The sequence below is a fragment of the Pseudoalteromonas sp. KS88 genome, assembly GCF_004766475.1.
GTDB lineage: Bacteria > Pseudomonadota > Gammaproteobacteria > Enterobacterales > Alteromonadaceae > Pseudoalteromonas.
Map to the genome: position 1 here is coordinate 69290 of NZ_PYHV01000020.1, position 26038 is coordinate 95327.

The window sequence follows — 26038 nt, forward strand, 5'->3', positions numbered from 1 at the left end:
ACATTAGGTATATTTTAGCTATTTAGATGATCTTAACTGTAGGAAAGTGTACAAAAGTGTAGACTGGTTTTAAATTTTTAATTGAGGATATTCCATGGCTATTTGGTATCACCCAATCACTCTAGCGCAGTGTAAACAACTTGATGAAGGCATTAATGGCCAAGGCACGTTAATGAAAACAATGGGTATAGAAATCACTGAGATTGGCGACGACTATTTAGTAGCAACTATGCCTGCAATACCTGGACACCACAATCCCATTGGAATGGTTCATGGCGGAGCAAATGTTGTGCTTGCAGAAACAGTTGCCAGTTATGCTGCTAATTTTGTTATAGATTTCACAAAATTTTACTGTGTTGGCCAAGAAATAAATGCAAACCATTTAAAAGCATCGCGCAATGGCATGCTTACAGCAGTTGCAAAACCTATACACATAGGCAAACGGACATCGGTATGGGAAATTAAAATAACAAACAGTCGAGGCGAGCTGTGCTGCGTATCAAGAATGACCGCAGCAGTGGTTGAGCGTAAAAATTAACTTTCCATCGGATAAATCGTTATCTCAACGCCTGCACCAATAGCAGATATTCGCAGCAGCGTATCTGCTTGCAGCGCTTGATTAAAACATTTTGGTGAAGTGCCTGATTCAAAGCCTATATCAAACGTGCGCCGAGAGCACGCTAGCCATTGTTTTAATGCATTACGTGAACAGGATTCAATTAATTCACACATATGGTTAATGGCTTTATCTGGTGTAGACACTTCAATATTCGCCTCAATACGCGCTAATTGACGATATTCATCTTTGTCATAGTGTAAAACTGTGGCAATTTTTTTTAAGTCTGCCACTAGTGCACTAATATCTTGTTTAGACTCAAGCTCTAGATCTACATTTAAAAATTGAATTTCCGACATGCTATTGTTTTACCCCGCGTTAATTACAACGCAAACTTTAACCTAAATTTGCGTTTATACCAAACCCTATCCCTTGCAAATTAGACCATCACCTACGTAGCTAGCCCTACTGCGACAATTTGCCACATGGTCAAACACTGTATACTTTGTAAAATACTGCACAAAAAAATAATAACAAATGAGTTCTTGATGAATAAACGTATTTTTAAGCACGCTCGTAAATGTCATAAATGGCTTGGATACATTCTTGCTTTGCAAATTTTTGCATGGCTATTAGGTGGTTTAGTCATGAGCGCTATTCCGCTTGAAAAAGTTCATGGTAAGCATTTGGCAACTCGAGCTATCGATAATTCATTTACTCAGGCAGATTACCCAGCATCGCTCGACAAAATAGTTGCTCAAGTCAAACAGCCTAAACAGATTACCTATTCTCATTTTTTAAACACCCCAATCATTACGCTAAAAACTGACACAAAAGAGCACCATTTTGATGGGGTATCGGGGCAACCATTTAGTAACCCCAATAAAAAACAAATTACTGCAAATGCAAAAGCCCACCTACTAATTGACGCTGAGATTAATACGATAAATCTACTTGAAACAGGGCCTCGAGAAGTTGGCTACAAAGAAAATATATGGCAAGTGAGTTTTAACGACACTTTTAATACAACACTCTATTTATGGGCAGAGAGTGGTAAAGTAATCACAGTTCGCAGCACAATATGGCGAATTTTCGACTTTTTTTGGATGTTGCACATAATGGACTACGATGAACGCGAAGACTTTAATAATCCATTATTGATTAGCTTCTCTGCAAGCAGTGTTTTATTTTGTTTAACTGGCTTTGTTCTATTGTTTCAAAATGTGCGTTTACGCAACCGTAGACAACCTAGAATAAGCTCCTAATAATTCATTATTTACCCATTAGATTAATCACTCTAAAATGGCGTATCCTGTAGTTCACTAAAATGATTGGATATGCCTTACTTTATTATTGCGCTGATAGCTTCACTTGTAAGCTTTAACCTCCACAGCGAGCAATTTACTCGCTTCTCAACAGCAAAAAGACATTTAATAAAAACGTTACCCAGTGATGCCAAAAGTATTTACTGTGGTTGTGATATAAAGCGCCAAGGTAAAAAGCTAATACCCGATCCAAATGCGTGCGGTTATATACCGCGCAATGCCGTGACTCGTTCAGGCAAACCGAACGCGCGAGCAGTGCGAATTGAATGGGAGCATATAGTCCCAGCATGGGAGTTTGGCCACCAGTTACAGTGCTGGCAAAATGGCGGGCGAAAAAACTGCGTGAAAACCAGTGCCCAATTTAGAAAAATGGAAGCCGATATTAATAACCTTGCGCCTGCAATCGGTGAGATTAACGCTGATAGGTCGAATTATCGCTTTGGTATGATTGCAGGTAGCGCCACACAATATGGTAACTGTCAGGTAAAAGTTAATTTTAAACAACGAGTTGTTGAGCCACCCGCTTATTCACGAAAGCGTATCGCAGATGCATACTTTTACATGCAAAAAACCTACGGATTAAAAATATCTAATAAGCAACAGCAGTTATTTAGAGCATGGCAAAACCAGAGTTTAGCGCAAACCAAAAACTCTCAGCATCTTTAACTCTACAAATGTTTACATTATAAACATATTTTTTGTTGCCTATCTTGGGCTGTATTGATATTTTCGAAACAAGTATTTACAGGAACGTAACTAAGTATGTTTAATAAAAAAAGAATCTCTACTGCTATTCTCATTGCTTTTTCTGGCCTTGCAATTACAGCATGTGGAGGCGGCGGTAGCCTAAATAAAGATTCAAATGATACAGACTCTACCAATGTGGTAACACCGCCACCACAGTCTAATGAGGTTGAATGGGTTGCGGGTGAATTTGACGCATCAAGTACGTTTAAGAATCAATGTGATGTGCCACGCACAGGCAACGATCCATACAATAATAATCAACCATACCCTGATAAAGCGGGCTCCAAGCTGACAGAAAAAATGTGGCTGCGCTCTTGGAGTGATGAAACATACCTTTGGTATGATGAAATCACAGACAAAAACCCTGAAAGCTTTGATACTGTCGCGGCATATTTTGCACAATTAAAAACTGAGCAAACCACAGATTCTGGTGCTAAGAAAGATAACTTTCATTACAGCGAACCAACAGAAGACTTTTACAAAGAAGCACAATCAGGTGTGGTATCAGGTTACGGCATTAACTGGTCATTTATTTCAAATACGCCACCAAGAGTGTTAAGAGTTGCCTATCTTGAAGATAATTCACCTGCTCAGAATGCAGGGATCCAACGTGGCGATACCGTTCTCTCTGTAGATGATGTAAGCATAGATACCAACACTCAAGATGGAATTGACTCGCTCAATAGTATTTTGTTTGGCCCAACAGCTGGCGAAGCTCATAACTTTAGAGTGCGCAGTAATGATGGGACTGAAAAATCAATCACTATTACTGCGGGTAATATTGCCAAAACCCCGGTACAGAACGTAAATACGTTTACTACACAAAACAATACACGTGTCGGTTACATGCAGTTCAATAGCCATATCGGTGTTGCACAAGAAGGTTTAATCGATGCCGTTAATAAGTTTAAGGCTGATCAAGTCGACGAATTAGTCATCGACTTTAGATACAACGGCGGTGGTTTGTTAGCCATGTCATCACAATTAGCTTACATGGTTGCTGGCCCTGCTAACACCGAAGATTTTTACTATTATCAAACCATTCAGAATGACAAGCTACCACAAGAACTACCTTTGTCATTCATTAATCAAGAAATTGATTACTCAACATTTGAAGGCAAGCAAATACTTTTACCTGATTTAAATCTATCAAAAGTTTATGTGTTGAGTACATCAGGTACCTGCTCTGCCTCTGAAGCCTTTATTAATGGCTTGAAAGGGATTGATGTTGAAGTGGTATTAATTGGTGATACAACATGTGGTAAACCTTATGGTTTTACGCCTACACACAACTGTGCAACTACTTACTACACGATTCAGTTTAGTGGTGCTAATTACAAAGGCTTTGGTGAATATTCAGATGGTTTAACACCCACCCCTTCACCCCAGTTTTCAGCTGATGTTAAAGGCTGCCCTATTGCTGATGACTTTGATCATCAACTAGGTGATACAAACGAAGCACTGCTATCGACGGCGTTATACCATATTACAAATAATGGCTGCCCTGAAGTGCCACAAAATGCAAAACAACAACCTGCCAGCTATTCACCAAGTAATGAAACTGGTTTATCGCTTGAGATACCTCAGTCGCTTTACAACACAAATATGGATTTAACCTGGCCTAGTACAGGGGATGCAAATGACTAAATACATGCTAAGTGCTGTTTGCGCAGTCATACTAACCGGATGCAACAGCACACAGGCTTTAGAGCCTCAAGATGCAACTCTAACACGCGTAAATCCGGGCATTGTTACACAGCTGCAACAAGCAATTCAAACTGCAAAAGGTGGTCCTTTAGTGACTCTTGCGGATGATGTATTTACTAAAAGCGCACAGCTTTTGATAGATCACGGCACGACTAAAGGCCCTGATGGCATGCCTATTATGGGCGCACATAACATCCCTTCAGAAAAGTTTGTCTTGCAAAAATCAGGGGAGCAATGCTTTTTATTTTACCCTAAAAAACAACTGAGTATTCCACTTAGCAATGTCGAATGTGAAGTTATTTAAAACCAAAAAGGCGCATTAAGCGCCTTTTTGCTATAAGCGGATTAAAGCGCTTGGTGTGGACCAAACACCTCGTAATGTATGCGCTCAGCATCAACGTTTAAAGCAAGCAACTGTTGCTTAATTGCTGCCATAAAACCTGTTGGGCCACATAGGTAAAAATCGCCTTCTAGCAATGGAAGTTGATCTGCAACAGTGCTTATATTCATTAACCCTCTGAACACTTCATCCTTAGTTTCTTTATTATACCAAGTGTAATGCTTTAAAGAGGAATGCACGGCAGCAAGATCTGTTAAATAATCGGCAAACGCATGATGCTCTGCATTTTCACAGGCGTGTAAATAAAAGGTGTTTGGGCTCACTTCATCCTGTAATAATGTTTGCAGCATCGCGAGCATTGGAGTTTGACCAACACCAGCCGAAATTAGCACTGTTGGTTTTTTACTGTCTTTTAAAAAGAAATCACCAGCTGGCGGAAACAGCTCTACAGTATTACCCACATCAAGTGAGTGTAAGTAGTTGGAAACAATACCAGGACCCGGTAAGCATTCTTTTTTCACACTGATTCGGTAGTTCTGTGTATTACTTTGTTGAGAAATAGAATATTGTCTAATTTCATTATATTGCATGTCATTAGGTTTAACTTTAATACCTAAATACTGCCCAGGTTTATGAGTTATTACCGCCTTGTTATCAATCGGCGCAAGTATAAAGCTGGTGACTAACGCAGACTCAATGTGTTTTTCTTTAATAACAAATGGACGTGTACCTGACCAACCTCCATGCTTGGTTTTATTGTGCTCGTAAAGCGCAGCCTCTTCGGTTATACAAATATCAGCAAGTAAAGCATACGCCTCGCGCCAAGCGTACTCTACTTCAGCGGTGAACTGCTCAGGTAATAGCTCTTTTAAGGTGCCAATCAAATGCCCACCCACAATGGGGTAGTGCTCAGGCAAGATATGCATACTGGCATGTTTATGATTAATTCGTGCTAGTGCCTCTTTTAACACATCTAAGTTATCAATGTGTTGTGCATACGCTGCTAACGCATTAAATAATGCAAACTGCTGACGGCCGCTGCGTTGATTGGCCATATTAAAAATATGCTGTAACTCAGGGTTGTGACTAAATAGCCGATTATAAAAATGTTCTGTCACAACTGTCCCTGCTTGGGCCAGTAAAGGCGCTGTACTTTTTACAATCGAAATGGTTTTTTCAGATAACATACTACGTTTCCTAATAACTTAAAAAATTAACCCCGACGCCCATCAACACGACGCCGCGTCAAAATAGGTGTGAAATGGAGCAAGAACAGTAAAAATGCCACCAGCCAACATAATGCGCTAAGCTGCCACGCAGTAGATGAGCCAATGACGGTGGGAAGTAATGAACGAGTTATCGCTGCAATAATCATTAAAATGAACGCAGCCGATATAGCGTGTGGAACACAAAGAGAACGGCCTGTATGACCCAGTGATACACGACTCATCATGGCTAAAATCATCATGCTAATCGTGCCGATAGTGATCATATGCAGCGCGTCGCTAAATAAGATAATTGAACTGAAAAAGCTCAGGGCAACTAAGGTTAAACCCACACCCAAAGCAAAATAAGACACATGCAGTGACCACAAAAGCGGCACTGTAAATACCTTCTTATTCCACCATATAAAGGAGCGAGTTAAGTGCAAAGCAGCCACAGCGCTCATTATCCAACCGGGGTTTAAACTGCGCACAAATACCTGACTAATGAAAAAAGCAGAGACACCCAGCACCGCGCAATACAGCAATATTTTATCTAATCGGGGCGAGCGCACTTGCTCGCTGAGCTCTAAGCCTCGTGCTGTAAAAAAAGGCACAACACGCCCAGCAATGAACCCAACTAATATCGTCATTACTAAGATGGCGGTATCAACGATTGATAATGCCAAGGCACTCTTTTGTAAATTGACTAACCATAGATAGGAAATATTTAAAACTGCTAGCGCACTGAGCATAAATAGGAATACATAGTTATTGTTACTTTTAGCCGCAATCAGCATATTGGCTAAAACGACAATAGCGCCAAGCCACCATAAAAACTGTAATCCAATCACCAGATATACATTAATATCGCTAACACTTGGAATTGAGAAGAAAAATGCACCGCGCGCTGCTAACCAAATCAAGGTTAACCCCATCAAACGCCATCCGCTGATACTAGGCACGCCGGTCCAGGTTTGAGCCGCGGTTAATAAAAAACCTACAGCAACAAAACCTGCAAAACCAAACATCATTTCATGAGCGTGCCAGAGTGTTGCAGGCATACTTAACTGCCAATTTGCATACCCAGTTAAAATAAGTAACCAATAGCCAATAGAAAAAAGGGCAAGCAAGCCCGCACCTAAAAAAGCAGGACGAAAAGCGAGGTTCCAGATTGGCCATTGACTAATTTGATAAAAACGCACATTTTCAGCCGCCGGCTCAGTTAAATTTATTGGGCGCATTAGCGTACCTCTCTACCTAAGCTACTTAATGCTATACAGCGCAACACATAACTAATTTTTAAAATAGTCGCTGCGATAATAGTGGAAATATGCGCCACTATTTGCAGCTTAATTGAAAGCAAATCAGCCAATGGGTAACTAAATAAAACAGTCACTCCAAGGGACAGGCAACTCAGTAAAAGCGCCCAGTTAGCGCCTCTTAATAAACGCAGGTAAAAATCAGTATCTGTGGCTAAGTTGCTGCAAACAGTGTTGTAGTAAGACATAAATCACCCTATACATTATGGATATACACCTTGTATTGCACAGAGTGAGCCAACAATTAAAGTCATTAATTATCAACAACTTAACCTTTAACCATTGACTTAAATGTCATAATGACACACCATTAAAAACAAAATAAAACACATTAGAGTCAAATTGACATGATAGATACTACTGTCCTTTTAAACACCGCTTTGCAGCTAGGCGCTATTAAGGCACAAGCCAATCACTATCAACATATTATTGAGTGTGTAAAAGGCGTAGTCTCCAGTGATGCAACTGCATTGCTTATTAGTCAAAACAACGTGTTAAAACCAGTAGCCATCGATGGCTTAATGCCAGATACATTAGGCAGACGATTTGTGATCAACGATCACCCCCGCTTACAGGCTATTTGTCGCTCAGGACAACCGTTACAATTTGCTCAAGATTGCTCGTTACCGGATCCTTATGATGGGTTACTTAACCATCAAGAAGGGGATATTCCCGTACATGCCTGCCTGGGTATGCCATTATTAGAAGGCGACACTTTATTGGGTGTGATTACATTAGATAGCCTAAATGCCCACGCCTTTGATGACTTTGATATGCAACAGCTCGCCATACTTAGTCAGCTGTGTGCAGCACAGTTAAAAACCGCCCTTTTGTTACAGCAGTACCAACATCATGCCCAACATAGTCATGCATTAGTACAAGAGTTAAATCGTGAAGCACTCACCCGAGATGGGGTTGAAATTATTGGTCACAGCCCAGCGATGCAAACCTTAAGAAATGACATAAAACTGGTTGCAGGTTCTGAATTTAGCGTACTTATTCAGGGTGATACCGGGGTTGGAAAAGAACTTGTTGCCCGCAATATACACTTACACTCGAAGCGCAGTCAGCAGCCTTTGATCCATTTAAACTGTGCCTCATTACCTGAAAATCTCGCCGAAAGTGAATTTTTTGGTCATGCTAAAGGAGCGTTTACAGGCGCAGAAAATGCACGCCAAGGAAAGTTTCAACTCGCTGATGGTAGCACGTTATTCTTAGATGAAATAGGCGAATTACCACTTACGATGCAAAGTAAATTACTGCGGGTATTACAAAGTGGTGAAATTCAAACGCTCGGCGAAGATAAGATAAAATATGTTGATGTACGTGTGATCGCCGCAACTAACCGTAATCTTAAAGATGAAGTGGCACAAGGTCGCTTTAGGGCCGATTTATATCACCGGCTCAGTGTGTATCCGTTACATGTACCGACATTAAAACAACGTGAAAACGACGTGGTACTTCTAGCCGGTTTCTTTATCGAAAAAACAGCCAGAAAACTAGCCATTAAGCAACTAAAACTGAGCGTCGAGGCGCAGCTGACATTAACTCAATACTCTTGGCCTGGCAATGTTCGAGAGTTAGAGCATGTTATAAGCCGCGCAGCATTAAAAGCCAAACAAAGCCAATGGCAGCAGGCCATCATTACTATAGAGGCTGAACACTGCGAGCTAAACCTTAATACACAGACTCAGGCTCTGCTGACAACACCTACCACCGTGTCGGAAAATAGCCCGCAACTGTCATTAAAACAAGCAACAGATACCTTTACGCATAACCTTGTTAGTCAGCAGCTTGAACAGCATAATTTTAACTGGGCCGCGACCGCACGCACTCTATGTGTTGACCGCGCTAATTTAATCAGGCTGGCAAAAAGGCTCGGCATTGAAATTAAAAAATCGTTATAAGGTTATCTCTTTAAAATACGCTTTTAAAAGTTGGCTAAAAGCCTGCACCTTCGCTGTACGATGTACCAGATGATGTGTAACTAACCATAAATCGGTAGGCCAACTTAACTCACTCGCTAATACTGGCACTAAATCGGGGTATTGCGCAGCCACATCATGTTGTAAGCCACCAATACCTAATCCTTTCACAATAGCGCGTGTTGCTTCAGAGGTTTCAGACACGCGTAATTTAACTTGTGATGCGGGAATATTTTCATCCACCCAAGCAAAGTAAGGCACCTTGGCATTGTAACCTGCTACGCCCGAAACAAAATTATGCAGCTCTAACTGCTTTAATGACTTAGGCAGCCCATGCTTCTCTATATAACGTTTAGATGCATAAAAGCCCGATGACAAATGAGCTAAGTGCTGAGCAATATAATCCCCTTCATCAGGCCGGGGACCTGCACGCACTGCGATATGCGCTTGACCATGATCTAAACGTAAACGTTTTTGGTCAAGAATGACTTCTAACTGCACTTGCGGGTGTAAACTCTGAAACTGCTCGCACACATCGCTCAGTACATCAATGAAACCACTTACAGTGGTAAGCAATAAACTGCCTCGTAAAGTGCTATCTGCTGCAATTATGTCATTATGTAAGCGCTCAAGGTCGGTATTAATAGCCTGTGCAGTAGTGAACAGTTTTGCACCGATTTCTGTGACTTTATATCCTCGAGCATGGCGGTGAAACAGTCGTGCATTTAAATTCTTTTCTAAATTATTTATCCGCCTAAGCACTGTGCTGTGGTGTACGTTCAAATTTTCCGCAGCGGCAGTCAATGTCCCTAACCGCGCAACTTCATAGGCAACTTTTACATCTTGCCAATCATCAAAGTGTATCGCCATGCTTACTCATAATTTTAACTGTGCATATATGCACATAAGTTTTGCGTTTATTTGGCTTTTCTGCAAGTAAATATTTGCTAAAGTAACTAACAGACAAACTAACCTGAACTCGGGTTAACTAAATAACATTAAGGCGAACACCATGACTGCACCAAAAATTATTGCCTTAGCAGGCAGCTTACGTAAAGACAGCTTTAACCAAAAATTGATTAATGAAGCAGCCCGCTTTGCACTAGAAAGCGGTGCAGAAGTTGAAGTGCTTAAATTAGCTGATTTAAATTTACCAATGTTCGATGAAGATATTGAAGCACAAGGTACACCACAGGGCGCACAGCTTTTGAAAGACAAACTACGTGCTGCAGATGGTATTTTGCTTGCAAGTCCTGAATATAACGGTTCGATTACCGCCGTACTTAAAAACGCTATTGACTGGGCTTCGCGCACAGAGCAAGGTGCAGTGCCTGCATTTCGTAATAAAGTAACTGCGCTTTATGCCTCTTCGCCTGGTGGTTTAGGTGGCCTGCGCGGATTAAACCATGTTCGCGATATTCTATCGGGTATCGGTAGCTTAGTGCTGGCTGACCAACTTGCAGTGCCAGCCATCCACACTGTACTTGATGAAAATGGTCGCATTAATGACCCTGCTACAGCAGAAAAAGTAGCCGGCCTTGCACAGCAGTTAGTAAGCGTTGCCAGCAAACTAAACAAGTAATTGCTAAATTTTGGTCGCTGCTAACTTAGCAGCGATAAAATCCTCATGGGTAACATACAATAAGTTTGCTACCCTGCGAATAACATACTCCTCTTGTGGGTCTAACTCACCATCGGCATACGCTAATCGCCATAATAACTCCACGATATCTATGCGCTGCTGCGCGCTGCACTGATTATTAATTTGTTTAGAAAACTGAAAGTAGTCAATCGCTTCATCTAAGCTTTTACCCGCACTTTGCATAAGCTCATCAACTTCTTCATCCGTTAACTGAAAATACTTTTTAAGTGTGAAAGTTAACGTTTTAAGTTCATCGTCCTGCTGCTGGGTATCAGCCCGCATTACTTCAATCAATAGTGCCGCTACAGCCGTTTTCAGATCATGTTCTTGCATCTGAGTTGGCTGTTCATTAAAAGTTGAAAATAGCTGTTTTATTTGTTTGAACATCACATTTTCCCTTTTTGGGTGTTAGACTTAGATCATGATTTACCACTGTAGTTAAATCGCCGACGCAATACAATAATGGAGTGTAAGGTTTATGAGAGGAAAGATAGCACGGAACTTAAAATTAAGCGGTAGTTTAATGCTATTGGTAAGTTGTGCCGTGACACACGCAGAGGTAGGCAAAACCGAAAAGCGCTATGATTTTGATCATGAAGTGCATTATCACCAAACTCAAATTGACGATAATAACTATCGCCTCGAAATACAATCAGACAGCTATCAGCACTTCCAAAAACAATCTGTGTTTTTACTACGCCATGCTCAGCGCTTATGTAAGGGCAGCTCTTTTATGTTAAAAGTGACTGATGGCGTACAAGAGTATGAGCGCTTCCCTAGCAAACCTCGCCCCTATCAGCCACCTTTAACAGTATTACTGCAATGTGAGACAGAACCCACAAAAGATTAATTTTTACTTTTTTAGTCTTTATAGCCCCAAGGCGCAGCAGGTGGTGTAATTGGTTTAGTTAAATCAAAATCAACGCGGAACTCACGGCCTTGACGAATCAAGCGATAAGTAAATTTTTCAGGGTAAATATACATCTGCCACGTATTACCCATTGATTGCGGTATACCTTGGCTCACAAACAATTCTTTTGAATATTGATCTGCAGGAAATGACTGCACGCTTTCAAAGCCCGCATCAACCGTATGACCACCATACATAGTTGATACATCATCAGTGCCGTCTTTATGGCGATGATCGTGCTTTAAGCTCAAACCACTGCCTGTTTTTGTGATGATCCACGTACGTGACGCATCATCGCCAACATGAAACGGGACTTGAAGCTCTCGCTCATCACAACGGCGAACATGCATAACCAGCTTTTTACCCGCAAACGAGCTAGGACCAGCAGCATTATCAACCGTAACTTTACCTTCATACGCTTTACCACAATGAGCGGCTATATTTTCAAAAAAGCCATCATGGCTTGGAATAGACACCAAAGGCGCAGGGCGCGCAAATGCCGCAGTAGATGCCAACAATAAAGTCGCAGCAGTTAATAATTTCATAGCATGTTCCTAAAAATATAAAGTCCTAGCTTAGCGTGATTGTACATACAAAGAAAATATTCTCGTTAAGTGGATATCGCTAAACTTTATACGGCCTTCTCAGCTCTTTTTTTAAGTAATGTGAGCAAAGAGTAATGAAAGTCCTGAAAAATCACTTCCCCCCAAAACCGCGAATAAATACCAAAGTTTGTATTGTCTTGAACAGTGGTTTTTAAGGTTAACCGTGTGTGACCATCAGACGTGAGAGTTAGGTAGTAGCCACCATAAAGCGGAGAAAAATACTCACCACCTAGCTTTACATGTTTATCAAGCGCCTTGTCGGGAATTAAATCAGGGTCGATATCAAACTGATAAAGCATATGCTGATTAGGCTGCCAATCTGTAATCACTTCTTTAAATACGACTCCTTTTTGCCATTTGCTCGTCCTTATAGCGCCGACCCCATTTGCATCCATGTCCGCTTGCAAAGGTCGGGGAATACCAATGAACTGAGAAAATGACAGTGGAAACTCCCCTTCTTCTATGTAGCTTACATCAGCCAATTGGCGCCAAACAACCTCAATCGGGGCGTGTATTACTATATCGTTTTTCACTTCATAGGTTTGCGAAAGCGCTAAAAAATTAACTTCAAGTGGCGATAATACCAAAGGTAAAAAGGCTATAGACATTAATACTTTTTTATCTTTTTGTACCCACGTACGGTGGACAAAACCAGCTAACATCCCGCCAATACTTGCAAACAGCATAAAAGCGGGCAATGCCATAGCCACACAAATACTACCTTCGAGCAACGTCGCTACACTCACCAGTAAAAACACAAAAATAGGCTGCCAAGCCTTAACAGCCATTTGTTTGTAAGACATTGATTGGTTGGCTTTGCACTCATAAAAAATACGAATATAACCAATGGCCACAGGAACTAAAAACATAAAAGAGATAGTAACAAGGCTACTAAAGTTCATCGTATTACCAAACTCTACGAATACCCGCATTGCAATACCATAAAGTGCACCTAAGATAATGCCTATGTTTTTTGGGGAAAGGGTTTGCATAAATGTTTCTTTCAATTTTTATGAGTGGCGAGCATGCCTCGAAGTTAGCAACTATTTTTACCCGCAGCAATAAAAAACGCGGCCTGAGCCGCGTTTCATCATTTAATAACTTTTAAACCACTACTGCCAAGGGCGCTCGGCGTTAAGCTTAGCTTCAAAGGCGTCGATTTGTGGGTTTAGGGTTTCGGTCACGCCGATAAAATCTAAGCCACTTAATAAACGCTCTTTTACGTCTTTGCGAATATCAAAGCTGATTGGCGCAAACTTGTTACTGGTAAGCACCTGATTTTCAAGATCGATGTCGATATGAATATCGTCGTGCTGTTCACTCAGTACAAATAAGTCTTCCAATGTTTGCGCTGGTAATGCAATCGCAAGCATTTGGTTATTACCGCAGTTATTAAAGAAAATATCAGCAAAGCTTTCTGCCAAAATCACTTCAAAACCGTATTGTTTAAGCGCCCACGGTGCGTGCTCACGTGATGAGCCACAGCCAAAGTTATCGCGAGTTAGCAGTATTTGCGCACCTTGGTAACAGGCACGATTTAATATAAAATCAGGATTTGGCTCGTCGTTATCTAAATAACGCCAATCATAAAATAACGCAGCATCAAAACCATCGCGGCTGGTTGACGTTAAGAACTGCTTAGGAATTATCTGGTCAGTATCAACGTTGTTTTTATCTAGTGGGGCCATTAAGCCGCTAAAATAAGTGCTCATTAAGCTTCTCCTCTAATATCAACAAATCGACCATGTATTGCTGCCGCTGCGGCCATTGCAGGGCTAACTAAGTGTGTACGTCCGCCACGGCCTTGGCGACCTTCAAAATTACGGTTTGAGGTAGATGCACAGCGCTTGCCTGCACCTAAACGGTCATCATTCATTGCTAAGCACATTGAACAACCCGGCTCGCGCCATTCAAAGCCTGCGGCTTTAAAAATATCAGCTAAGCCTTCGTCTTCGGCTTGTTTTTTCACCAAGCCTGAACCTGGTACAATTAACGCTTCAACACCCGCGGCTACTTGTTTGCCTTGCACGATATGAGCAGCAGCACGTAAATCTTCAATACGGCTGTTAGTACATGAGCCAATAAATACGGTATCAACGCTTGCTGATGACAGTTTTTCTCCCGCTTTTAAGTCCATGTATTTAAGTGCACTACGAATTGCATCGGCTTTAATTAAATCAGGTTCTTTATCTGGATCGGGTATAAATTCATCCACACCAATTACTTGCTCAGGGCTCGTGCCCCACGTAATTTGCGGCTGAATGCTACTCGCTTCTAGTTCCACTTCTAAATCAAATTGCGCGCCTTCGTCGGTTTTTAGCGTTTCCCAATAAGCAACCGCGGCATCAAAATCAGCGCCTTTTGGTGAAAACGGGCGACCTTTTAAGTAATCATACGTAATTTGGTCCGAAGCAATTAAACCGGCTTTCGCGCCCATTTCAATACTCATGTTACACAATGTCATACGCGCTTCCATTGACAGTGCTTCAATGCCTTCACCACAAAACTCAGCTACATAACCTGTACCACCGGCGGTACCAAGCTTGCCAATCACCGCCATTATTAAATCTTTGGCTGTCACAGTTGGGCGTAATACACCATTAATTTGAATTTTTAAAGACTTGGCTTTTTTCTGCTGTAGCGTTTGCGTCGCGAGTACATGTTCAACTTCAGAGGTGCCAATACCGTGAGCCAATGCACCAAATGCACCGTGCGTTGAAGTATGACTATCACCACAGACTATGGTAGTGCCAGGCAAGGTAATCCCTTGCTCAGGCCCCATTACATGCACAATGCCTTGATTAATTGAATTTAAATCGTAAAGCGTAATGCCAAATTCTTTACAGTTTGCATCAAGCGCCATTAATTGGTTCTTTGATACTTCGCTGGCAGCATCAAGTGATCGGCTTTTGGTCGATACATTATGATCCATGGTCGCGATGGTTTTTTCTGGGCAACGTACTTTACGGCTTTTTTCACGAAGGCCTGCAAACGCTTGCGGCGAGGTTACTTCGTGGACTAAGTGACGGTCAATATAAAGTAAGTCGGTTTGCTCATTAATACTGGCCACTACATGTGCTTGCCAGATTTTGTCGTATAAAGTTTGGGCCACTTGCTCATTCCCTAATGCTGTTTTGAGCCGAAGCATAACGGTGCTTCGGCTATGAAAATATTTAGATGCGTGAAACGATTGCTGCTGCAACATCACTAGTCGTATATCCGCCATTTGGATAAATATCTGGCGTACCAACGCCTGCCTCAACGGCTTCGGCGACTGCTTTTTCAATACTACGCGCCGCTTCGTCTTGGCCTAGCGAATAACGCAACATCAGTGCAGCACTTAAAATTTGTGCGATTGGGTTAGCAATACCTTTTCCTGCAATATCAGGTGCAGAGCCACCAGCAGGTTCATACATACCAAAACCCGATTGATTCAAACTGGCTGAAGGTAATAACCCCATAGAGCCGGTGATCATCGCGCACTCATCTGACAAAATATCACCAAATAAGTTATCGCAAAGCAATACGTCAAACTGGCTTGGTTGCTTAACTAGTTGCATCGCTGCATTATCAACATAGATGTAATCTAGGCTGACTTCTGGGTAGTCTTTGCTTATTTCTGTCACCACTTCACGCCATAATACACTTGATGCAAGTACGTTCGCTTTATCTACTGAGGTAACATGATTGCTACGCAACTTTGCCGCTTCAAAGGCAAAACGCGCAATACGTTCTATTTCTTTGCGTGAGTAAGTTTGTGTATCAAATGCAGCTTCATCAGCACCTTCACCAGTACGGCCTTTATCACCAAAATAAATACCACCGGTTAATTCACGCACACATAAAATATCAAAGCCACGCTCACTTATATCTGCTCGCAGTGGCGAAGCTGCACTTAATGCTGGTAATAGCTGTGCTGGGCGTAAATTACAAAACAGTCCAAAGTGCTTACGCAGTGGCAATAAAGAGGCGCGCTCTGGTTGTTCATTTGCCGGTAAATGCTCCCATTTCGGGCCTCCGACTGAGCCAAATAAAATCGCATCAGCCTTTTCACAGGCTGCAAGTGTTGTATCTGGTAATGCTTTGCCAAATTCATCAATTGCCGCACCGCCAATCGCATGAGGATGGCGAGTCATGGTAAAGCCAAACTTGTTACTTACAGCATCAAGTACACTTTCTGCTGCTGCCATTACTTCTGGGCCGATACCGTCGCCTGCTAATACCGCAACGCTATAATTTGTTTGACTCATCCTGCTTTCCTTTGTTGTTTTAAATCAGACACTTTTTGTGCACGATAAATTAAGTTATAAACACGGATCATGGCGCGTACTGACGCTTCAACCACATCCGCTGCAATGCCCGCACCGTGATAAGGACGACCATCGTATTTAGCTATAATATTGACTTGCCCCAGTGAACTTGCGCCTTCACCGGTGGCTTCTAAATTAAACTCTATCATTTCAACAGCCATACCCGTTAAGCGCTCAATCGCTAAGAATGACGCTTCAACTGGGCCATTGCCGGTTGCGGCTTCTTGTTTCGATTCGCCACCGATAGTCATGCCAATCGTTGAGCTCGCCACTGACTGCGAGTTAGAGGTAGAGTTAACAAACTCTAATTGGTATTTTTCGTCTTTATCACTGATTTGATTAAAATAAATCATCGCTTCAAGATCATAGTCGTAAACCGTGCCCTTCTGATCAGCTAAGGCTAAGAAGCTTGCATACAAGCTATCCATATCGTAATCAGACTTTTGGTAACCTAGCTCCTCTAAACGATGTTCAATAACGTGGCGACCTGAGCGTGAAGTCATATTTAATTGGTTGTTTGGTACACCTACGCTTTCTGGCGACATAATCTCATAGGTATTTTGCGCTTTTAATACACCATCTTGGTGAATGCCAGAACTGTGCGCAAAGGCGTTTTCGCCCACAATCGCTTTGTTAGGCTGCACTGGCATATTACAAATTTTTGCCACTTGGCGTGATGCGCGGTAAATTTCTTCACTGCGAATATCAGTGTGTACTTTTAAGTGGTCTTGGCGCATTTTCATAATCATCGCCACTTCTTCAAGCGAGCAGTTACCCGCACGTTCACCAATACCATTGATAGTACATTCAATTTGGCGTGCGCCAGCTTGAACAGCTGCAACAGAGTTTGCCACCGCTAAGCCTAAGTCGTTATGGCAATGCACACTTAAACGGGCTTTATCAATATTAGGCACATTATTCATTAAATGATGGATCATCGCCGCGTACTCGTCTGGTGTTACAAAACCAACGGTATCGGGTAAATTAATTGTTGAAGCACCGGCATTGATGGCCTGTTCAACAATTTTGCATAAATCCCAATGCGGTGTACGGCCGGCATCTTCACATGAAAATTCCACATCATCGGTATAGTTACGAGCAAGTTTGATTGATTTAACCGCCATGGCTGTAGCGTCATCTAAGCTCATACGTAATTTGTGCTCTAAGTGCAATGGGCTGGTAGCGATAAAAGTATGAATACGGCTTTGCTGTGCTGTGCGAAGTGCTTCGCCGCAGGCTTCAATGTCTTTAGCAACAGAGCGAGCTAAGCCACAGATAATAGGACCTTTTACTTCAGTCGCAATGCGTTGTACTGAACGAAAATCGGCAGGGCTCGAAACCGGAAAGCCCACTTCCATCACATCCACATTTAGGCGGCTGATCGTGTGTGCCAGTTGAATTTTATCATCTTCAGTTAGGCTTGCTTTAAGCGCCTGCTCACCGTCACGTAATGTGGTGTCGAAAATCCATACCTTGTCTTTATCCTGCATAATCTACCCTTAATTCTCAGCTACCCTAATTGCGAGATAAAAAAAACCCCGCATTTTGCGGGGTCTTTTAATGTTTTTTAATGAAGATACACTAATGCCCGCTCACATACGTTAGCAGCAGGAGGTTTAGTTTTAATGTAATTAACTGTGTATTTTGCATCATCTTTACTAAATGTGTGTGTTCAGTGAAGCCTATTTTTAACATTACAGAGAGATCGAAGCAAGCATAAAAATTTCACAAAACACCTTTAAAACACAACCACAAAGAAAATATAAACTAACATACCTTAAATAATAAGATTAAAAATACAAAACACGTTTCTTGTCACCATAATTAAATCGGCTTTAAAGTGATCCCCGATTAGATAAGTTTTGTCACTTTTATTTAAGTTTGTAAAGTAATCACATGTTTAATGATTAAAAAGTGTCATTACTCACTTTATGGCCGAAGAGCCGAAATGATTTGAGCCATATTGAACCTACTTTCACATCGATGGAATCGGTTTATTATTTTCAACATAACCTGTCAACAAATAAACAAGTGGGCTTGCAGATCCTTTGCTTAGTTCATGCATATTAACTTCCTTGCATTGCCGAATTCGTAATTGCTATAGGGTATATTGAGCCCATACCCCAAATATTATTCTCTTTTTCTAATGCTTCTGATTGCTCGCCTGTCACTATGTTTATTGTTCTTATAATACGCTCTGAAAGGAACCACCCTTTCTCATTACGCTCAGGCAAATTGCGATTGGTATATTCAAACTGATAATCTTCTTTATTAGAGAAGATAACGCCATTACCTTCTCCTATTTCTGAGTTCTTTATTTCTGGGTTAGCAATATTCACCCAATGAAAATGTGCTTTCGGCCTTGAGTGAGTCATAAACGCTAAATACTTACCATCAGGTGAAATACGGTGGTTTTTCATTTCCCACGCTTTCGGAAAACCAAAATTAACTTTGCGCACTACTTCACCATTAAACTTATGTATCCAAAAGCCATCGTGCTTTACCGCTAAAAACTCTTTATCGCCCGGGAGTAAAAATAACTCGTCAGAGTAAATTATTTCGCGCTGTGTAAGTGTTGCTGTTGATACCTTGTAGTTGTAATGTTTACCATCTGCATAAAAAATCACATTGTCACTGTCTAAGGTCCAGTTAAATGATGGGTAACCTCCACCGCCCGACATGGTAATGAGCTTTTTCTCTTTAGTGTCGTATAGCTGGCGCGTCGCTCTGTTATTTAAATACCCTGAAATAGCGATATGACGATTATCTGGTGAGCGATTTGATTTATGCAGCCCTACAGGCCTGAACTCTATAAACACCTCTTCAGGAATAATACGACGCCTGTCTGAGCCATCGAGTCTTGATGACCACAGCGTGCGTACCTCACTGTATTTGTATTTATTCCAAAACATTAACCGCGGGGATGAAAATGTATCTGCATCGCCATACACCTCTTCACGTATTTCCATCGGCCACTCAGGGTGGTCTTGATGTTCTTTAGCCCATGGGTATTTAGCAACATCAACCTCTGCCTGCTCAGAGCCTTGTGAAGATGGCTCAGAGCAACCGGTTAATAAAGCTATAAACACAAATACGGATACCGTATAGCCCTTTTTAAAAAACACCTTAAAAATCCTTTTATAAAAATCTAAATAAAAAAGCCCATATCAATGAGCTCTTTATTTACGCAATGTTTAATCGCTTAATTTGCGAACATTAATCGCCTCGATACTGACTTCATCTAAACTTTTCGAATGTAATTCAAACCATTCCTTGACCTCATCAGCCGTCATCTCATTTGAATGATAAAAACCTTTTTGGTGATCGTTTAAGTGCGGTTCGAGTTTGTTATAGCGTTTACTATTCATTGCTTTAGACCATGGCGCGTTATTGATTACTGATTTCGGTAAGTCCACCTCTAGGGCAAAGCCGTGACTGTATGTATCATCGAATAACAAGCCATCAACAGTGCTAAAGTCGGCAACGTTTATACCTGAATTACCAGCCGTTCTAAATTCTTTAAAACATAGTTTAGGTGATTCATCAACCGAGCCATTAGCGTTTATATCCACGTTACCAAAAGGGCGAATACCTTTTACGGTATTACCTTTAGGGGTTTTATAATCCAGTTTAAAACGTGCGACATACAAATGCTTTTTCTCAGTTTGGCCTTGCTTATCTAACTCAGCTTTTTTGTTATGCCAATTAAACAACGAGAGTACCTCTGGAGAATCATCTTTTAAAAATGAGATAAAATCGCGAAGTTGAAATTGCTCTTTAACTTTACGTCGTCTTGTTAGTTTATAGTGATTACCACGTATTTTGCCTCTGTTAAAACCACCTGTTAAAGAACGCTCAATTTCACCAATATTAATTAAATTACTGGAATAAGTAGGCCCTTGCAACTCACTGTCTTTAAGCCAACTTGACGAAATACCCGCCATACTTAAAGAGCACGGAATAGTATTGGGGTTAAGGTTGATCAGGTCTTTGCTATAATTACTTTCAAGTAACTCATCGGCGGTTACCACGACAAACACTTCTATTTCAGTATCCCAATCATATTTTTTAATTTTAAGGCTATTACCGTGGCGAGTGATGGTAAGGTTGTTTTTATTTTCAATTGCCCTAAGCTCGCGCTTATACAGCTCTTCATTAATAGTTTTTTTGTAAGGTCCCTCTAAATACTCATTGTTTAAATTCGCTAATGAGATAAATGGCGCGCCTTCGCCCCCAATTCTAATTGCCATAGTAACGGTTTTCTCACCATCAAATAACGCAGGGTAGGCAAAGCTTGAATCATAGCTCGTTAGGTAGTCTTTAATTAACAGTGAGCTGTGTTTTTCTTTATCAACACTCACTAAAAAGTCGTCTTCAATAAAACTAAATACCCCATCAAACTCAACGGGGCCTTGTGAAGGTGTTTGTTTAAGCGGTAAATCTACACTTGCCGTGCCAGCCACTTGGCACATAATTCTATAGCGCATATTACTGAGGCGACCAGAGTCAGCATAATCATCAACGGTATTTATCCCGGGTAATAAAAAGGCCCCTTGGTGTGCGGTTGGCTTTATACCTAAATACGTTTTAGGCCCAAGTTGATAAAATGGCTGAAATACACAGCCAACCATGCCTATATAACGCGATTCATCAAAACCGTCTTGATTAATAAATAGCTCATCTTTGGTCAGCGCACGCGCAAGCTCTGAATACTTAATACTGGTTACATCCCAACCATCAATGCGTTGCACTTCAAATGTGAGTGGTGCTATGTGGGCCATTGTTTCATCAAACACCACCAGCACTCTAACCGGTGTAAATGGGGTAATTGATTCATCCCCTAAATCACTCATTAAGTGCCATTTTTTAGTATTAACATCTTGGTAATACATCACACTACAATGATAATTTGCTTCACCGTATTGCATCATTAATGGGTCAAAAGTATCAATAAAGTTGTCAAGCTCATTGGTGCCTAAGGTATGTATCGGAAAATACTTTTGATACTGTGTTTGTAAGTAACCTTGCAAGGAAGACACTGGCGCTTTAGACATCATATAAAACCCAAGCGCAGGGCTAATTACACTTAGCCAACTTGCAGTTGATCTATTATCATCTATTACTTGTACGTGGTTGTCGTATAACGTTTTACGATTACTTGCGGCGGTTAATTTAAAGTCTTGGTTTACACCATAGGTTAATTGGTATTCCCGCTCAGCGGCACCAGAGCCTTTCATTTTATTTACGTTTTCAACTAAGTTAACCCAAAACGTATCCATTTTTATTACCGCATTATCTATTAGCGGGTACGCCCACTCATCGCCAAGTAGAAAGTTTTCAATATAGGCCTGAATCTCTAATTTTTTTGCATTGTTGATATAGTCTTCTTTGCTGCTTGCATACACTTGCGCTCTCAGTAGTAACCCCACTAAACCCGCAATGGCTTCAGCTCTTACTCTGTATTGCGCCGCCCATAAAGTGCTATTAGCAATGGTGTGGTTACTGTTCATCTCTTTGACTAAATCACGCGTTAATGCTTGGTTGGCGCTACTTCGTTCGCTTTGCTGTTTTTGCCTATCATCAACCGCTAAATATTGTTTGCATATATTATCTGTCATTATTTCATCAGCTAAGGCAGCAACGCCACGAGTAACAACAGGCGCGGCGTCTACCACCGCTTTAGCAAGCCCAATTGAACGTGCCACAAGCGCGGTATGAGGTATTACACTTAATACCGCAAGCGCAGTGTCAAGCGCGGCCATTAATGCTTTGTCGCCCTCTTTTGAGCGTGCTATTTTTTTCTCAACACTTAAGCTACGGTAACGTTCTAAATTATTCAGCCCCTCACGAGAAGCACTTACAGCAAGGCTACTGACAATATAAGCTTTAAGGCTTACCCGCCGGTTAATTGCACGTTGGCTTTCTGAGTCGTTATCAACCACGTTCTCAAGCATGCCGTACCCATATACCCGCATGCGAGATTCAACTTGGTTATGATCCATACCGCGGCTAATCATTTGCTCAGCTAAAATAGTTTTAACAGCCTCAGCGCGCCTTAAAGACAGCTTTTTATTATATTCAACGCCACCTATATCACAGGTATACCCTGAAATATCAACCATTGCATTAGGGTTTGCGAGCAGCCCTTCAACAATAATTTGGCTACGCGATATTATTTCATTTTGGTACCGCTCACTCACAACGTCACTATCAAGTTCAAACTGGCTTTGAATAACTACATCGTGGCTTACTTCGCGCTCGCTTAAACGGGCAAAATAATCATCAGCTACTCTTTTATAATGACTAACACTGGTGTTTAAGGTGTTTTCCGCTTCACCAAAATACGATATGGTCGCCTTACTAAACGCGCTAATACTTACAGCTAAATTAACGGTATTAATAGACTTATCTAATACGTTAAGTACGCTCGCAGGAATACCTAACTTACTACCGAAGGTATTATTGAATTGCAGTCTCTCATTTTCAGTTAATGGATGCGATTTACTAAAAGGCAAGAAGTATTTGCTTAATGCATCGCTTGTTGTCACGCCACTGGGGTTAGTTAATGCCTCCCTCATTTTAGCCCAGGCATCAACACCGCTATCAAGTGCAAAGGTAGCATCAAGCATTGCTGATACTGCAGGGTCTTGGTTAGTTTGAAAGTGTGTATGCAGCGTTTTAGCTACTAACTTGGCAAATTTCCCTCGGTTATCATAGTGTACGCCATCGGCATCAACATATTGCTGCATGTCGGCAACTAAAAAGCCCGCAGCAAGGCTGGCGCGGGTTTTAGTTAACTCCCAGTTTGTACAGTAATCTAAAAAACCACTGGCAATTGCCGTAGGTTTGCTATTCGGCATTTTGGCATCAGGCGAGCCATATTCAGGCAAGCCTTTTTTTGGCTCATTAGGATCAAAAGCCTCAGGGGCAGAGGCCGTGTTTTTTGCAAAGTTGATTAAGTGGGTGTAATAACTCGGAAACTGCTTAATCAGTGACTCTTCAACTGAAATTGGATCGCAGTTAATAATATCAAATTCACCCGCTTCATTTTGAATGTCAAAATGCAACATTTCGCTGAGTTCGTAATAAGGGGTGCCATCTTCGTCATAGTTAAGAGCGTTTTGACTCCAAAGATAAAGCCTTTTTTCTAACTCTAAAGCGTCTAACTTTATCCGGATTTTATATAAACCAGCCCTCAGTTTTTGATCATTATTATTTATAACTGCACTATAAACTTTACTTTCTTCTTTCTTGGCTTTTGCTATATCAAAAAAACCTTTAATTGGCGCTTCAGCACCTTTTATTATTTCAACATTACCATCGCCAGTTGCCAGCGGAATAGAGCGATTTACACTGAGCAACAGCGCCCGTGTTTTGGGTATAACATAACCATAAATATGGGTTACCTTGCATTTAATAATGTGTTCATTATACCAGTCGCTGTAGGTTGTATCTTTATTATTAGTGTCGGGGCGTTGTAAATCTGCAACTGCAATTTCTTTGTAGCTGAGAGTATTAGTTTTACCCTTATAGCTTTCTAGTTGAGTTTTAAACGCATCAAACCACTTATCACCTTGGCTTGCCGCTAACAAGCTTATCGCATCAACCGGCGGCACTATAATAGGTCGGGTTTTATGGGCATGAAACAGTGTTCGTGTTGTTAACTGCTTGTCATCAACAGCCTCAAGCACCGCACCTTCATCACTACTTAACAGTATTGGGGCAGCTCCATCGCTATCAGCCACCACCACACGGTTAAACAGCGGGGTGAGCTTACTAATTGGCTTACCTTCATTCACATAGCCCGTCAATAAATACGCTTTAGGGAAGCTACATATTCCTGTATTAAATCGCTCTGTCATTATTCATCCTTGATATTAAACACATCTAAAATACGTATACTGCCCATACCCCAAATGTTGGTCTCTTTAATTAGTATGGACTTTTTTTCTTTTGTAATAAGGTTATATTCCTCAAGGTACACATCATAAAAAAAACCACCAGTACCAATTGGCTTTTTAGTCTTTTTTAGGTATTTCGAAAATACCTTATTTTTTTTATCTGAGAAAAAATAACTCCATGTTTTTTTTGGCAATATAATGCGCTTACTGGGGTCTGATAAATTAATCCAGTAATTTTGCGCTGCCCCAAGCCCCTCTGATACAAAATAAATATAATCACCAAAAGGTGATACCTTAAAACTACGCATAGAAAGGTGGTTGTTATACCCTAAATCGACCTTCTCTATCACATCGCCATTAAAATCATGCAACCAATACTCATTTTTTTTATGTGCTAAAAAGGTTTTACCATCTGGCAATAAATACAAGCCATTAGAGTAAATAATTGGCCGCTCAGTAAGTGTTTTAGTGGGTACGTGGTAGTTATAATGTTTACCACTGGCGTAAAAAATCACATTTTCACTGTCTTTAGTCCAATTAAAATGCGCATAACCATGGCCTTTACTCATAAAAATAAACTGTTGGGTTTTAGTGTCCCACAGCTCACGGGTAAAGCCGTGCTCTGTTGTATCCATAGATAAAGCAATGTAGCGGTTATCTGGCGAGCGCTCAGGTTTATGTAGCCCAACCATCCATTTATCAGTAAATGCGGTTTCGGGAATAATGCGGCGCCTATCAGAGCCATCCATACGTGCAGAAAATAATGTAGTTTGCTCCATCCACTCTATATCAGCACTAAATAAAATACGTGGGGTTGAAAATGTTTCTTTATCGCCATACACCTCATTGCGCACCTCTTTAGGCCACTCAGGATGGTATGTGTGGCGATATGCAAAATTACCTTTACTAAACCGGCTAGGTTGTTCTTGTTCAGCCGTTTGTTTTTCTGGTGGTTTAACTTCATCACCACAGCCTGTTAATAGCAACGTAGCGACACTTAGTAACATTATGATTGCACGGCGTGAAAATGACTTAGTTAACAGCGGCGTTAGAAGTGAGTTTTTTACTGAGATTAATGACATCAATAGTCCTTGATTGTACTGTGTAGATTGGTTGCGATCGCAGCTATGTGAGGATTTCTAGGTATCGGAGCATGAAACGGGTTTCGTGTTGTCAACTGCTTGCCATCAACAGTTTCTAACACCGCACCTTCATCACTACTTAATAGTATTGGTGTCGCTTCATTACTATCAGCCACCACCACACGGTTAAACAGCGGGGTGAGCTTACTAATTGGCTTACCTTCATTTACATAACCCGTGAGTAAATACGCTTTAGGGAAGCTACAAATCCCTGTATTAAATTGCTCTGTCATTATTCATCCTTGATATTAAACACGCCATAAATATATACTCGCATCATGCCCCAAATATTACTTTCTTTGATGGGTATTTCTCGTGTTTGCTGAGTATTTAAATCGAATTCATAAAAAAAATAATCTAAATAAGTCTGACCATTTCCCATTAAATCAGTCGAATCTTTAAAC

Annotated in this window: 25 protein-coding genes; 8 read left to right on the forward strand and 17 right to left on the reverse strand. The window is 41.1% G+C overall.

What is annotated here, in order from left to right:
• The first annotated feature begins 94 nt into the window (after positions 1-94).
• Positions 95-538, forward strand: coding sequence for a PaaI family thioesterase (locus C7Y70_RS14240; protein WP_099295525.1), 444 nt, complete (start codon positions 95-97; stop codon positions 536-538).
• Here the strand turns inward: C7Y70_RS14240 and C7Y70_RS14245 are convergent.
• On the reverse strand, positions 535-915 hold the full coding sequence (locus C7Y70_RS14245) for a hypothetical protein (RefSeq protein ID WP_099295524.1): 381 nt from the start codon (positions 913-915) through the stop codon (positions 535-537). The genes C7Y70_RS14240 and C7Y70_RS14245 overlap by 4 nt on opposite strands.
• A gap of 189 nt (positions 916-1104) precedes the next feature.
• Between C7Y70_RS14245 and C7Y70_RS14250 the strand changes: the two genes are divergently transcribed.
• The 4 genes from C7Y70_RS14250 to C7Y70_RS14265 all read left to right on the forward strand — a co-directional run bounded on the left by C7Y70_RS14250 (position 1105) and on the right by C7Y70_RS14265 (position 4639).
• Entirely contained in the window at positions 1105-1821 is a 717-nt protein-coding gene (locus tag C7Y70_RS14250; protein WP_135475382.1) for a hypothetical protein, read from the forward strand.
• A gap of 72 nt (positions 1822-1893) precedes the next feature.
• The gene (locus C7Y70_RS14255; RefSeq protein ID WP_099295522.1) at positions 1894-2547 is read left to right on the forward strand and encodes an endonuclease; all 654 of its coding nucleotides are present in this window, start codon (positions 1894-1896) and stop codon (positions 2545-2547) included.
• Positions 2548-2643: 96 nt separating this feature from the next.
• Positions 2644-4275, forward strand: a complete 1632-nt coding sequence (locus tag C7Y70_RS14260) for a S41 family peptidase (protein WP_135475383.1) — start codon at positions 2644-2646, stop codon at positions 4273-4275.
• Entirely contained in the window at positions 4268-4639 is a 372-nt protein-coding gene (locus tag C7Y70_RS14265) for a hypothetical protein (RefSeq protein ID WP_099295520.1), read from the forward strand. Before C7Y70_RS14260 ends, C7Y70_RS14265 begins: the two co-directional genes overlap by 8 nt.
• A 41-nt stretch (positions 4640-4680) precedes the next feature.
• On the opposite strand, the gene hmpA is transcribed toward C7Y70_RS14265, so the two are convergent.
• Genes hmpA through C7Y70_RS14280 form a run of 3 tightly spaced genes read right to left on the reverse strand, consistent with a single transcriptional unit; the run spans position 4681 to position 7387 of the window.
• On the reverse strand, positions 4681-5862 hold the full coding sequence (hmpA, locus tag C7Y70_RS14270) for an NO-inducible flavohemoprotein (RefSeq protein ID WP_135475384.1): 1182 nt from the start codon (positions 5860-5862) through the stop codon (positions 4681-4683).
• 26 nt (positions 5863-5888) lie between these two features.
• Entirely contained in the window at positions 5889-7121 is a 1233-nt protein-coding gene (locus C7Y70_RS14275) for an NnrS family protein (protein ID WP_135475385.1), read from the reverse strand.
• Positions 7121-7387: a hypothetical protein gene (locus tag C7Y70_RS14280; protein ID WP_058561461.1), complete on the reverse strand. Its 267-nt coding sequence runs from the start codon at positions 7385-7387 to the stop codon at positions 7121-7123. The genes C7Y70_RS14275 and C7Y70_RS14280 overlap by 1 nt, the downstream gene beginning before the upstream one ends.
• 159 nt (positions 7388-7546) lie before the next feature.
• Here C7Y70_RS14280 and norR point away from each other — a divergent pair, with 159 nt between their 5' ends.
• Positions 7547-9106, forward strand: a complete 1560-nt coding sequence (gene norR / locus C7Y70_RS14285; protein WP_135475386.1) for a nitric oxide reductase transcriptional regulator NorR — start codon at positions 7547-7549, stop codon at positions 9104-9106.
• On the opposite strand, the gene C7Y70_RS14290 is transcribed toward norR, so the two are convergent.
• Positions 9101-9994 carry a LysR family transcriptional regulator gene (locus tag C7Y70_RS14290; protein WP_135475387.1) on the reverse strand — a complete coding sequence of 298 codons (894 nt, stop codon included), beginning with the start codon at positions 9992-9994 and terminating at the stop codon, positions 9101-9103. The genes norR and C7Y70_RS14290 overlap by 6 nt on opposite strands.
• A gap of 142 nt (positions 9995-10136) precedes the next feature.
• On the opposite strand from C7Y70_RS14290, the gene C7Y70_RS14295 reads away from it, so the two are divergent.
• Positions 10137-10706 (forward strand): NAD(P)H-dependent oxidoreductase, encoded by a 570-nt coding sequence (locus tag C7Y70_RS14295; RefSeq protein ID WP_135475388.1) that lies wholly within the window; start codon positions 10137-10139, stop codon positions 10704-10706.
• Positions 10707-10709: 3 nt separating this feature from the next.
• Here C7Y70_RS14295 and C7Y70_RS14300 read toward each other — a convergent pair whose 3' ends face one another.
• Positions 10710-11153, reverse strand: coding sequence for a TerB family tellurite resistance protein (locus C7Y70_RS14300; RefSeq protein ID WP_099295514.1), 444 nt, complete (start codon positions 11151-11153; stop codon positions 10710-10712).
• Positions 11154-11289: 136 nt separating this feature from the next.
• Between C7Y70_RS14300 and C7Y70_RS14305 the strand changes: the two genes are divergently transcribed.
• Positions 11290-11616, forward strand: a complete 327-nt coding sequence (locus C7Y70_RS14305; protein ID WP_237113993.1) for a hypothetical protein — start codon at positions 11290-11292, stop codon at positions 11614-11616.
• An 11-nt stretch (positions 11617-11627) separates the two neighbouring features.
• Here C7Y70_RS14305 and C7Y70_RS14310 read toward each other — a convergent pair whose 3' ends face one another.
• From C7Y70_RS14310 to C7Y70_RS20695, 11 genes are all read right to left on the reverse strand, one after another.
• A complete protein-coding gene (locus C7Y70_RS14310; protein WP_135475389.1) occupies positions 11628-12221 on the reverse strand; it encodes a hypothetical protein in 594 nt (197 codons plus the stop codon).
• Positions 12222-12307: 86 nt separating this feature from the next.
• Complete coding sequence (locus C7Y70_RS14315) at positions 12308-13273, reverse strand: SRPBCC family protein (protein WP_135475390.1); 966 nt, start codon at positions 13271-13273, stop codon at positions 12308-12310.
• A gap of 120 nt (positions 13274-13393) precedes the next feature.
• Positions 13394-13993, reverse strand: coding sequence for a 3-isopropylmalate dehydratase small subunit (leuD, locus tag C7Y70_RS14320; protein WP_135475391.1), 600 nt, complete (start codon positions 13991-13993; stop codon positions 13394-13396).
• A complete protein-coding gene (leuC, locus tag C7Y70_RS14325; protein WP_135475418.1) occupies positions 13993-15393 on the reverse strand; it encodes a 3-isopropylmalate dehydratase large subunit in 1401 nt (466 codons plus the stop codon). Before leuC ends, leuD begins: the two co-directional genes overlap by 1 nt.
• A 61-nt stretch (positions 15394-15454) precedes the next feature.
• A complete protein-coding gene (leuB, locus tag C7Y70_RS14330) occupies positions 15455-16531 on the reverse strand; it encodes a 3-isopropylmalate dehydrogenase (RefSeq protein WP_135475392.1) in 1077 nt (358 codons plus the stop codon).
• Positions 16528-18081 carry a 2-isopropylmalate synthase gene (gene leuA / locus C7Y70_RS14335; protein ID WP_099295507.1) on the reverse strand — a complete coding sequence of 518 codons (1554 nt, stop codon included), beginning with the start codon at positions 18079-18081 and terminating at the stop codon, positions 16528-16530. The genes leuB and leuA overlap by 4 nt, the downstream gene beginning before the upstream one ends.
• A gap of 576 nt (positions 18082-18657) precedes the next feature.
• Positions 18658-19716, reverse strand: coding sequence for a hypothetical protein (locus C7Y70_RS14340; RefSeq protein ID WP_135475393.1), 1059 nt, complete (start codon positions 19714-19716; stop codon positions 18658-18660).
• A 69-nt stretch (positions 19717-19785) separates the two neighbouring features.
• Complete coding sequence (locus C7Y70_RS14345; RefSeq protein ID WP_135475394.1) at positions 19786-24453, reverse strand: OmpA family protein; 4668 nt, start codon at positions 24451-24453, stop codon at positions 19786-19788.
• Positions 24453-25574: a hypothetical protein gene (locus C7Y70_RS14350; RefSeq protein WP_135475395.1), complete on the reverse strand. Its 1122-nt coding sequence runs from the start codon at positions 25572-25574 to the stop codon at positions 24453-24455. The genes C7Y70_RS14345 and C7Y70_RS14350 overlap by 1 nt, the downstream gene beginning before the upstream one ends.
• Positions 25574-25867: a hypothetical protein gene (locus tag C7Y70_RS14355; protein WP_135475396.1), complete on the reverse strand. Its 294-nt coding sequence runs from the start codon at positions 25865-25867 to the stop codon at positions 25574-25576. Before C7Y70_RS14355 ends, C7Y70_RS14350 begins: the two co-directional genes overlap by 1 nt.
• Positions 25867-26016 carry a hypothetical protein gene (locus C7Y70_RS20695; RefSeq protein WP_245321524.1) on the reverse strand — a complete coding sequence of 50 codons (150 nt, stop codon included), beginning with the start codon at positions 26014-26016 and terminating at the stop codon, positions 25867-25869. Before C7Y70_RS20695 ends, C7Y70_RS14355 begins: the two co-directional genes overlap by 1 nt.
• Positions 26017-26038: the final 22 nt, after the last annotated feature.

Coding starts and splice junctions, on each gene's coding strand:
- C7Y70_RS14300 (WP_099295514.1), bottom strand. CDS start 11,153: ATGTTCAAACAAATAAAACAGCTATTTTCAACTTTTAATGAACAGCCA.
- C7Y70_RS14305 (WP_237113993.1), top strand. CDS start 11,290: ATGCTATTGGTAAGTTGTGCCGTGACACACGCAGAGGTAGGCAAAACC.
- leuD (WP_135475391.1), bottom strand. CDS start 13,993: ATGAGCACTTATTTTAGCGGCTTAATGGCCCCACTAGATAAAAACAAC.
- C7Y70_RS14245 (WP_099295524.1), bottom strand. CDS start 915: ATGTCGGAAATTCAATTTTTAAATGTAGATCTAGAGCTTGAGTCTAAA.
- C7Y70_RS14255 (WP_099295522.1), top strand. CDS start 1,894: ATGCCTTACTTTATTATTGCGCTGATAGCTTCACTTGTAAGCTTTAAC.
- C7Y70_RS14250 (WP_135475382.1), top strand. CDS start 1,105: ATGAATAAACGTATTTTTAAGCACGCTCGTAAATGTCATAAATGGCTT.
- C7Y70_RS14345 (WP_135475394.1), bottom strand. CDS start 24,453: ATGACAGAGCGATTTAATACAGGAATATGTAGCTTCCCTAAAGCGTAT.
- leuA (WP_099295507.1), bottom strand. CDS start 18,081: ATGCAGGATAAAGACAAGGTATGGATTTTCGACACCACATTACGTGAC.
- C7Y70_RS14350 (WP_135475395.1), bottom strand. CDS start 25,574: ATGTCATTAATCTCAGTAAAAAACTCACTTCTAACGCCGCTGTTAACT.
- hmpA (WP_135475384.1), bottom strand. CDS start 5,862: ATGTTATCTGAAAAAACCATTTCGATTGTAAAAAGTACAGCGCCTTTA.
- norR (WP_135475386.1), top strand. CDS start 7,547: ATGATAGATACTACTGTCCTTTTAAACACCGCTTTGCAGCTAGGCGCT.
- C7Y70_RS14290 (WP_135475387.1), bottom strand. CDS start 9,994: ATGGCGATACACTTTGATGATTGGCAAGATGTAAAAGTTGCCTATGAA.
- C7Y70_RS14295 (WP_135475388.1), top strand. CDS start 10,137: ATGACTGCACCAAAAATTATTGCCTTAGCAGGCAGCTTACGTAAAGAC.
- C7Y70_RS14280 (WP_058561461.1), bottom strand. CDS start 7,387: ATGTCTTACTACAACACTGTTTGCAGCAACTTAGCCACAGATACTGAT.
- C7Y70_RS14260 (WP_135475383.1), top strand. CDS start 2,644: ATGTTTAATAAAAAAAGAATCTCTACTGCTATTCTCATTGCTTTTTCT.
- C7Y70_RS14265 (WP_099295520.1), top strand. CDS start 4,268: ATGACTAAATACATGCTAAGTGCTGTTTGCGCAGTCATACTAACCGGA.
- C7Y70_RS14315 (WP_135475390.1), bottom strand. CDS start 13,273: ATGCAAACCCTTTCCCCAAAAAACATAGGCATTATCTTAGGTGCACTT.
- C7Y70_RS20695 (WP_245321524.1), bottom strand. CDS start 26,016: ATGGGAAATGGTCAGACTTATTTAGATTATTTTTTTTATGAATTCGAT.
- C7Y70_RS14275 (WP_135475385.1), bottom strand. CDS start 7,121: ATGCGCCCAATAAATTTAACTGAGCCGGCGGCTGAAAATGTGCGTTTT.
- leuB (WP_135475392.1), bottom strand. CDS start 16,531: ATGAGTCAAACAAATTATAGCGTTGCGGTATTAGCAGGCGACGGTATC.
- C7Y70_RS14355 (WP_135475396.1), bottom strand. CDS start 25,867: ATGACAGAGCAATTTAATACAGGGATTTGTAGCTTCCCTAAAGCGTAT.
- C7Y70_RS14240 (WP_099295525.1), top strand. CDS start 95: ATGGCTATTTGGTATCACCCAATCACTCTAGCGCAGTGTAAACAACTT.
- C7Y70_RS14310 (WP_135475389.1), bottom strand. CDS start 12,221: ATGAAATTATTAACTGCTGCGACTTTATTGTTGGCATCTACTGCGGCA.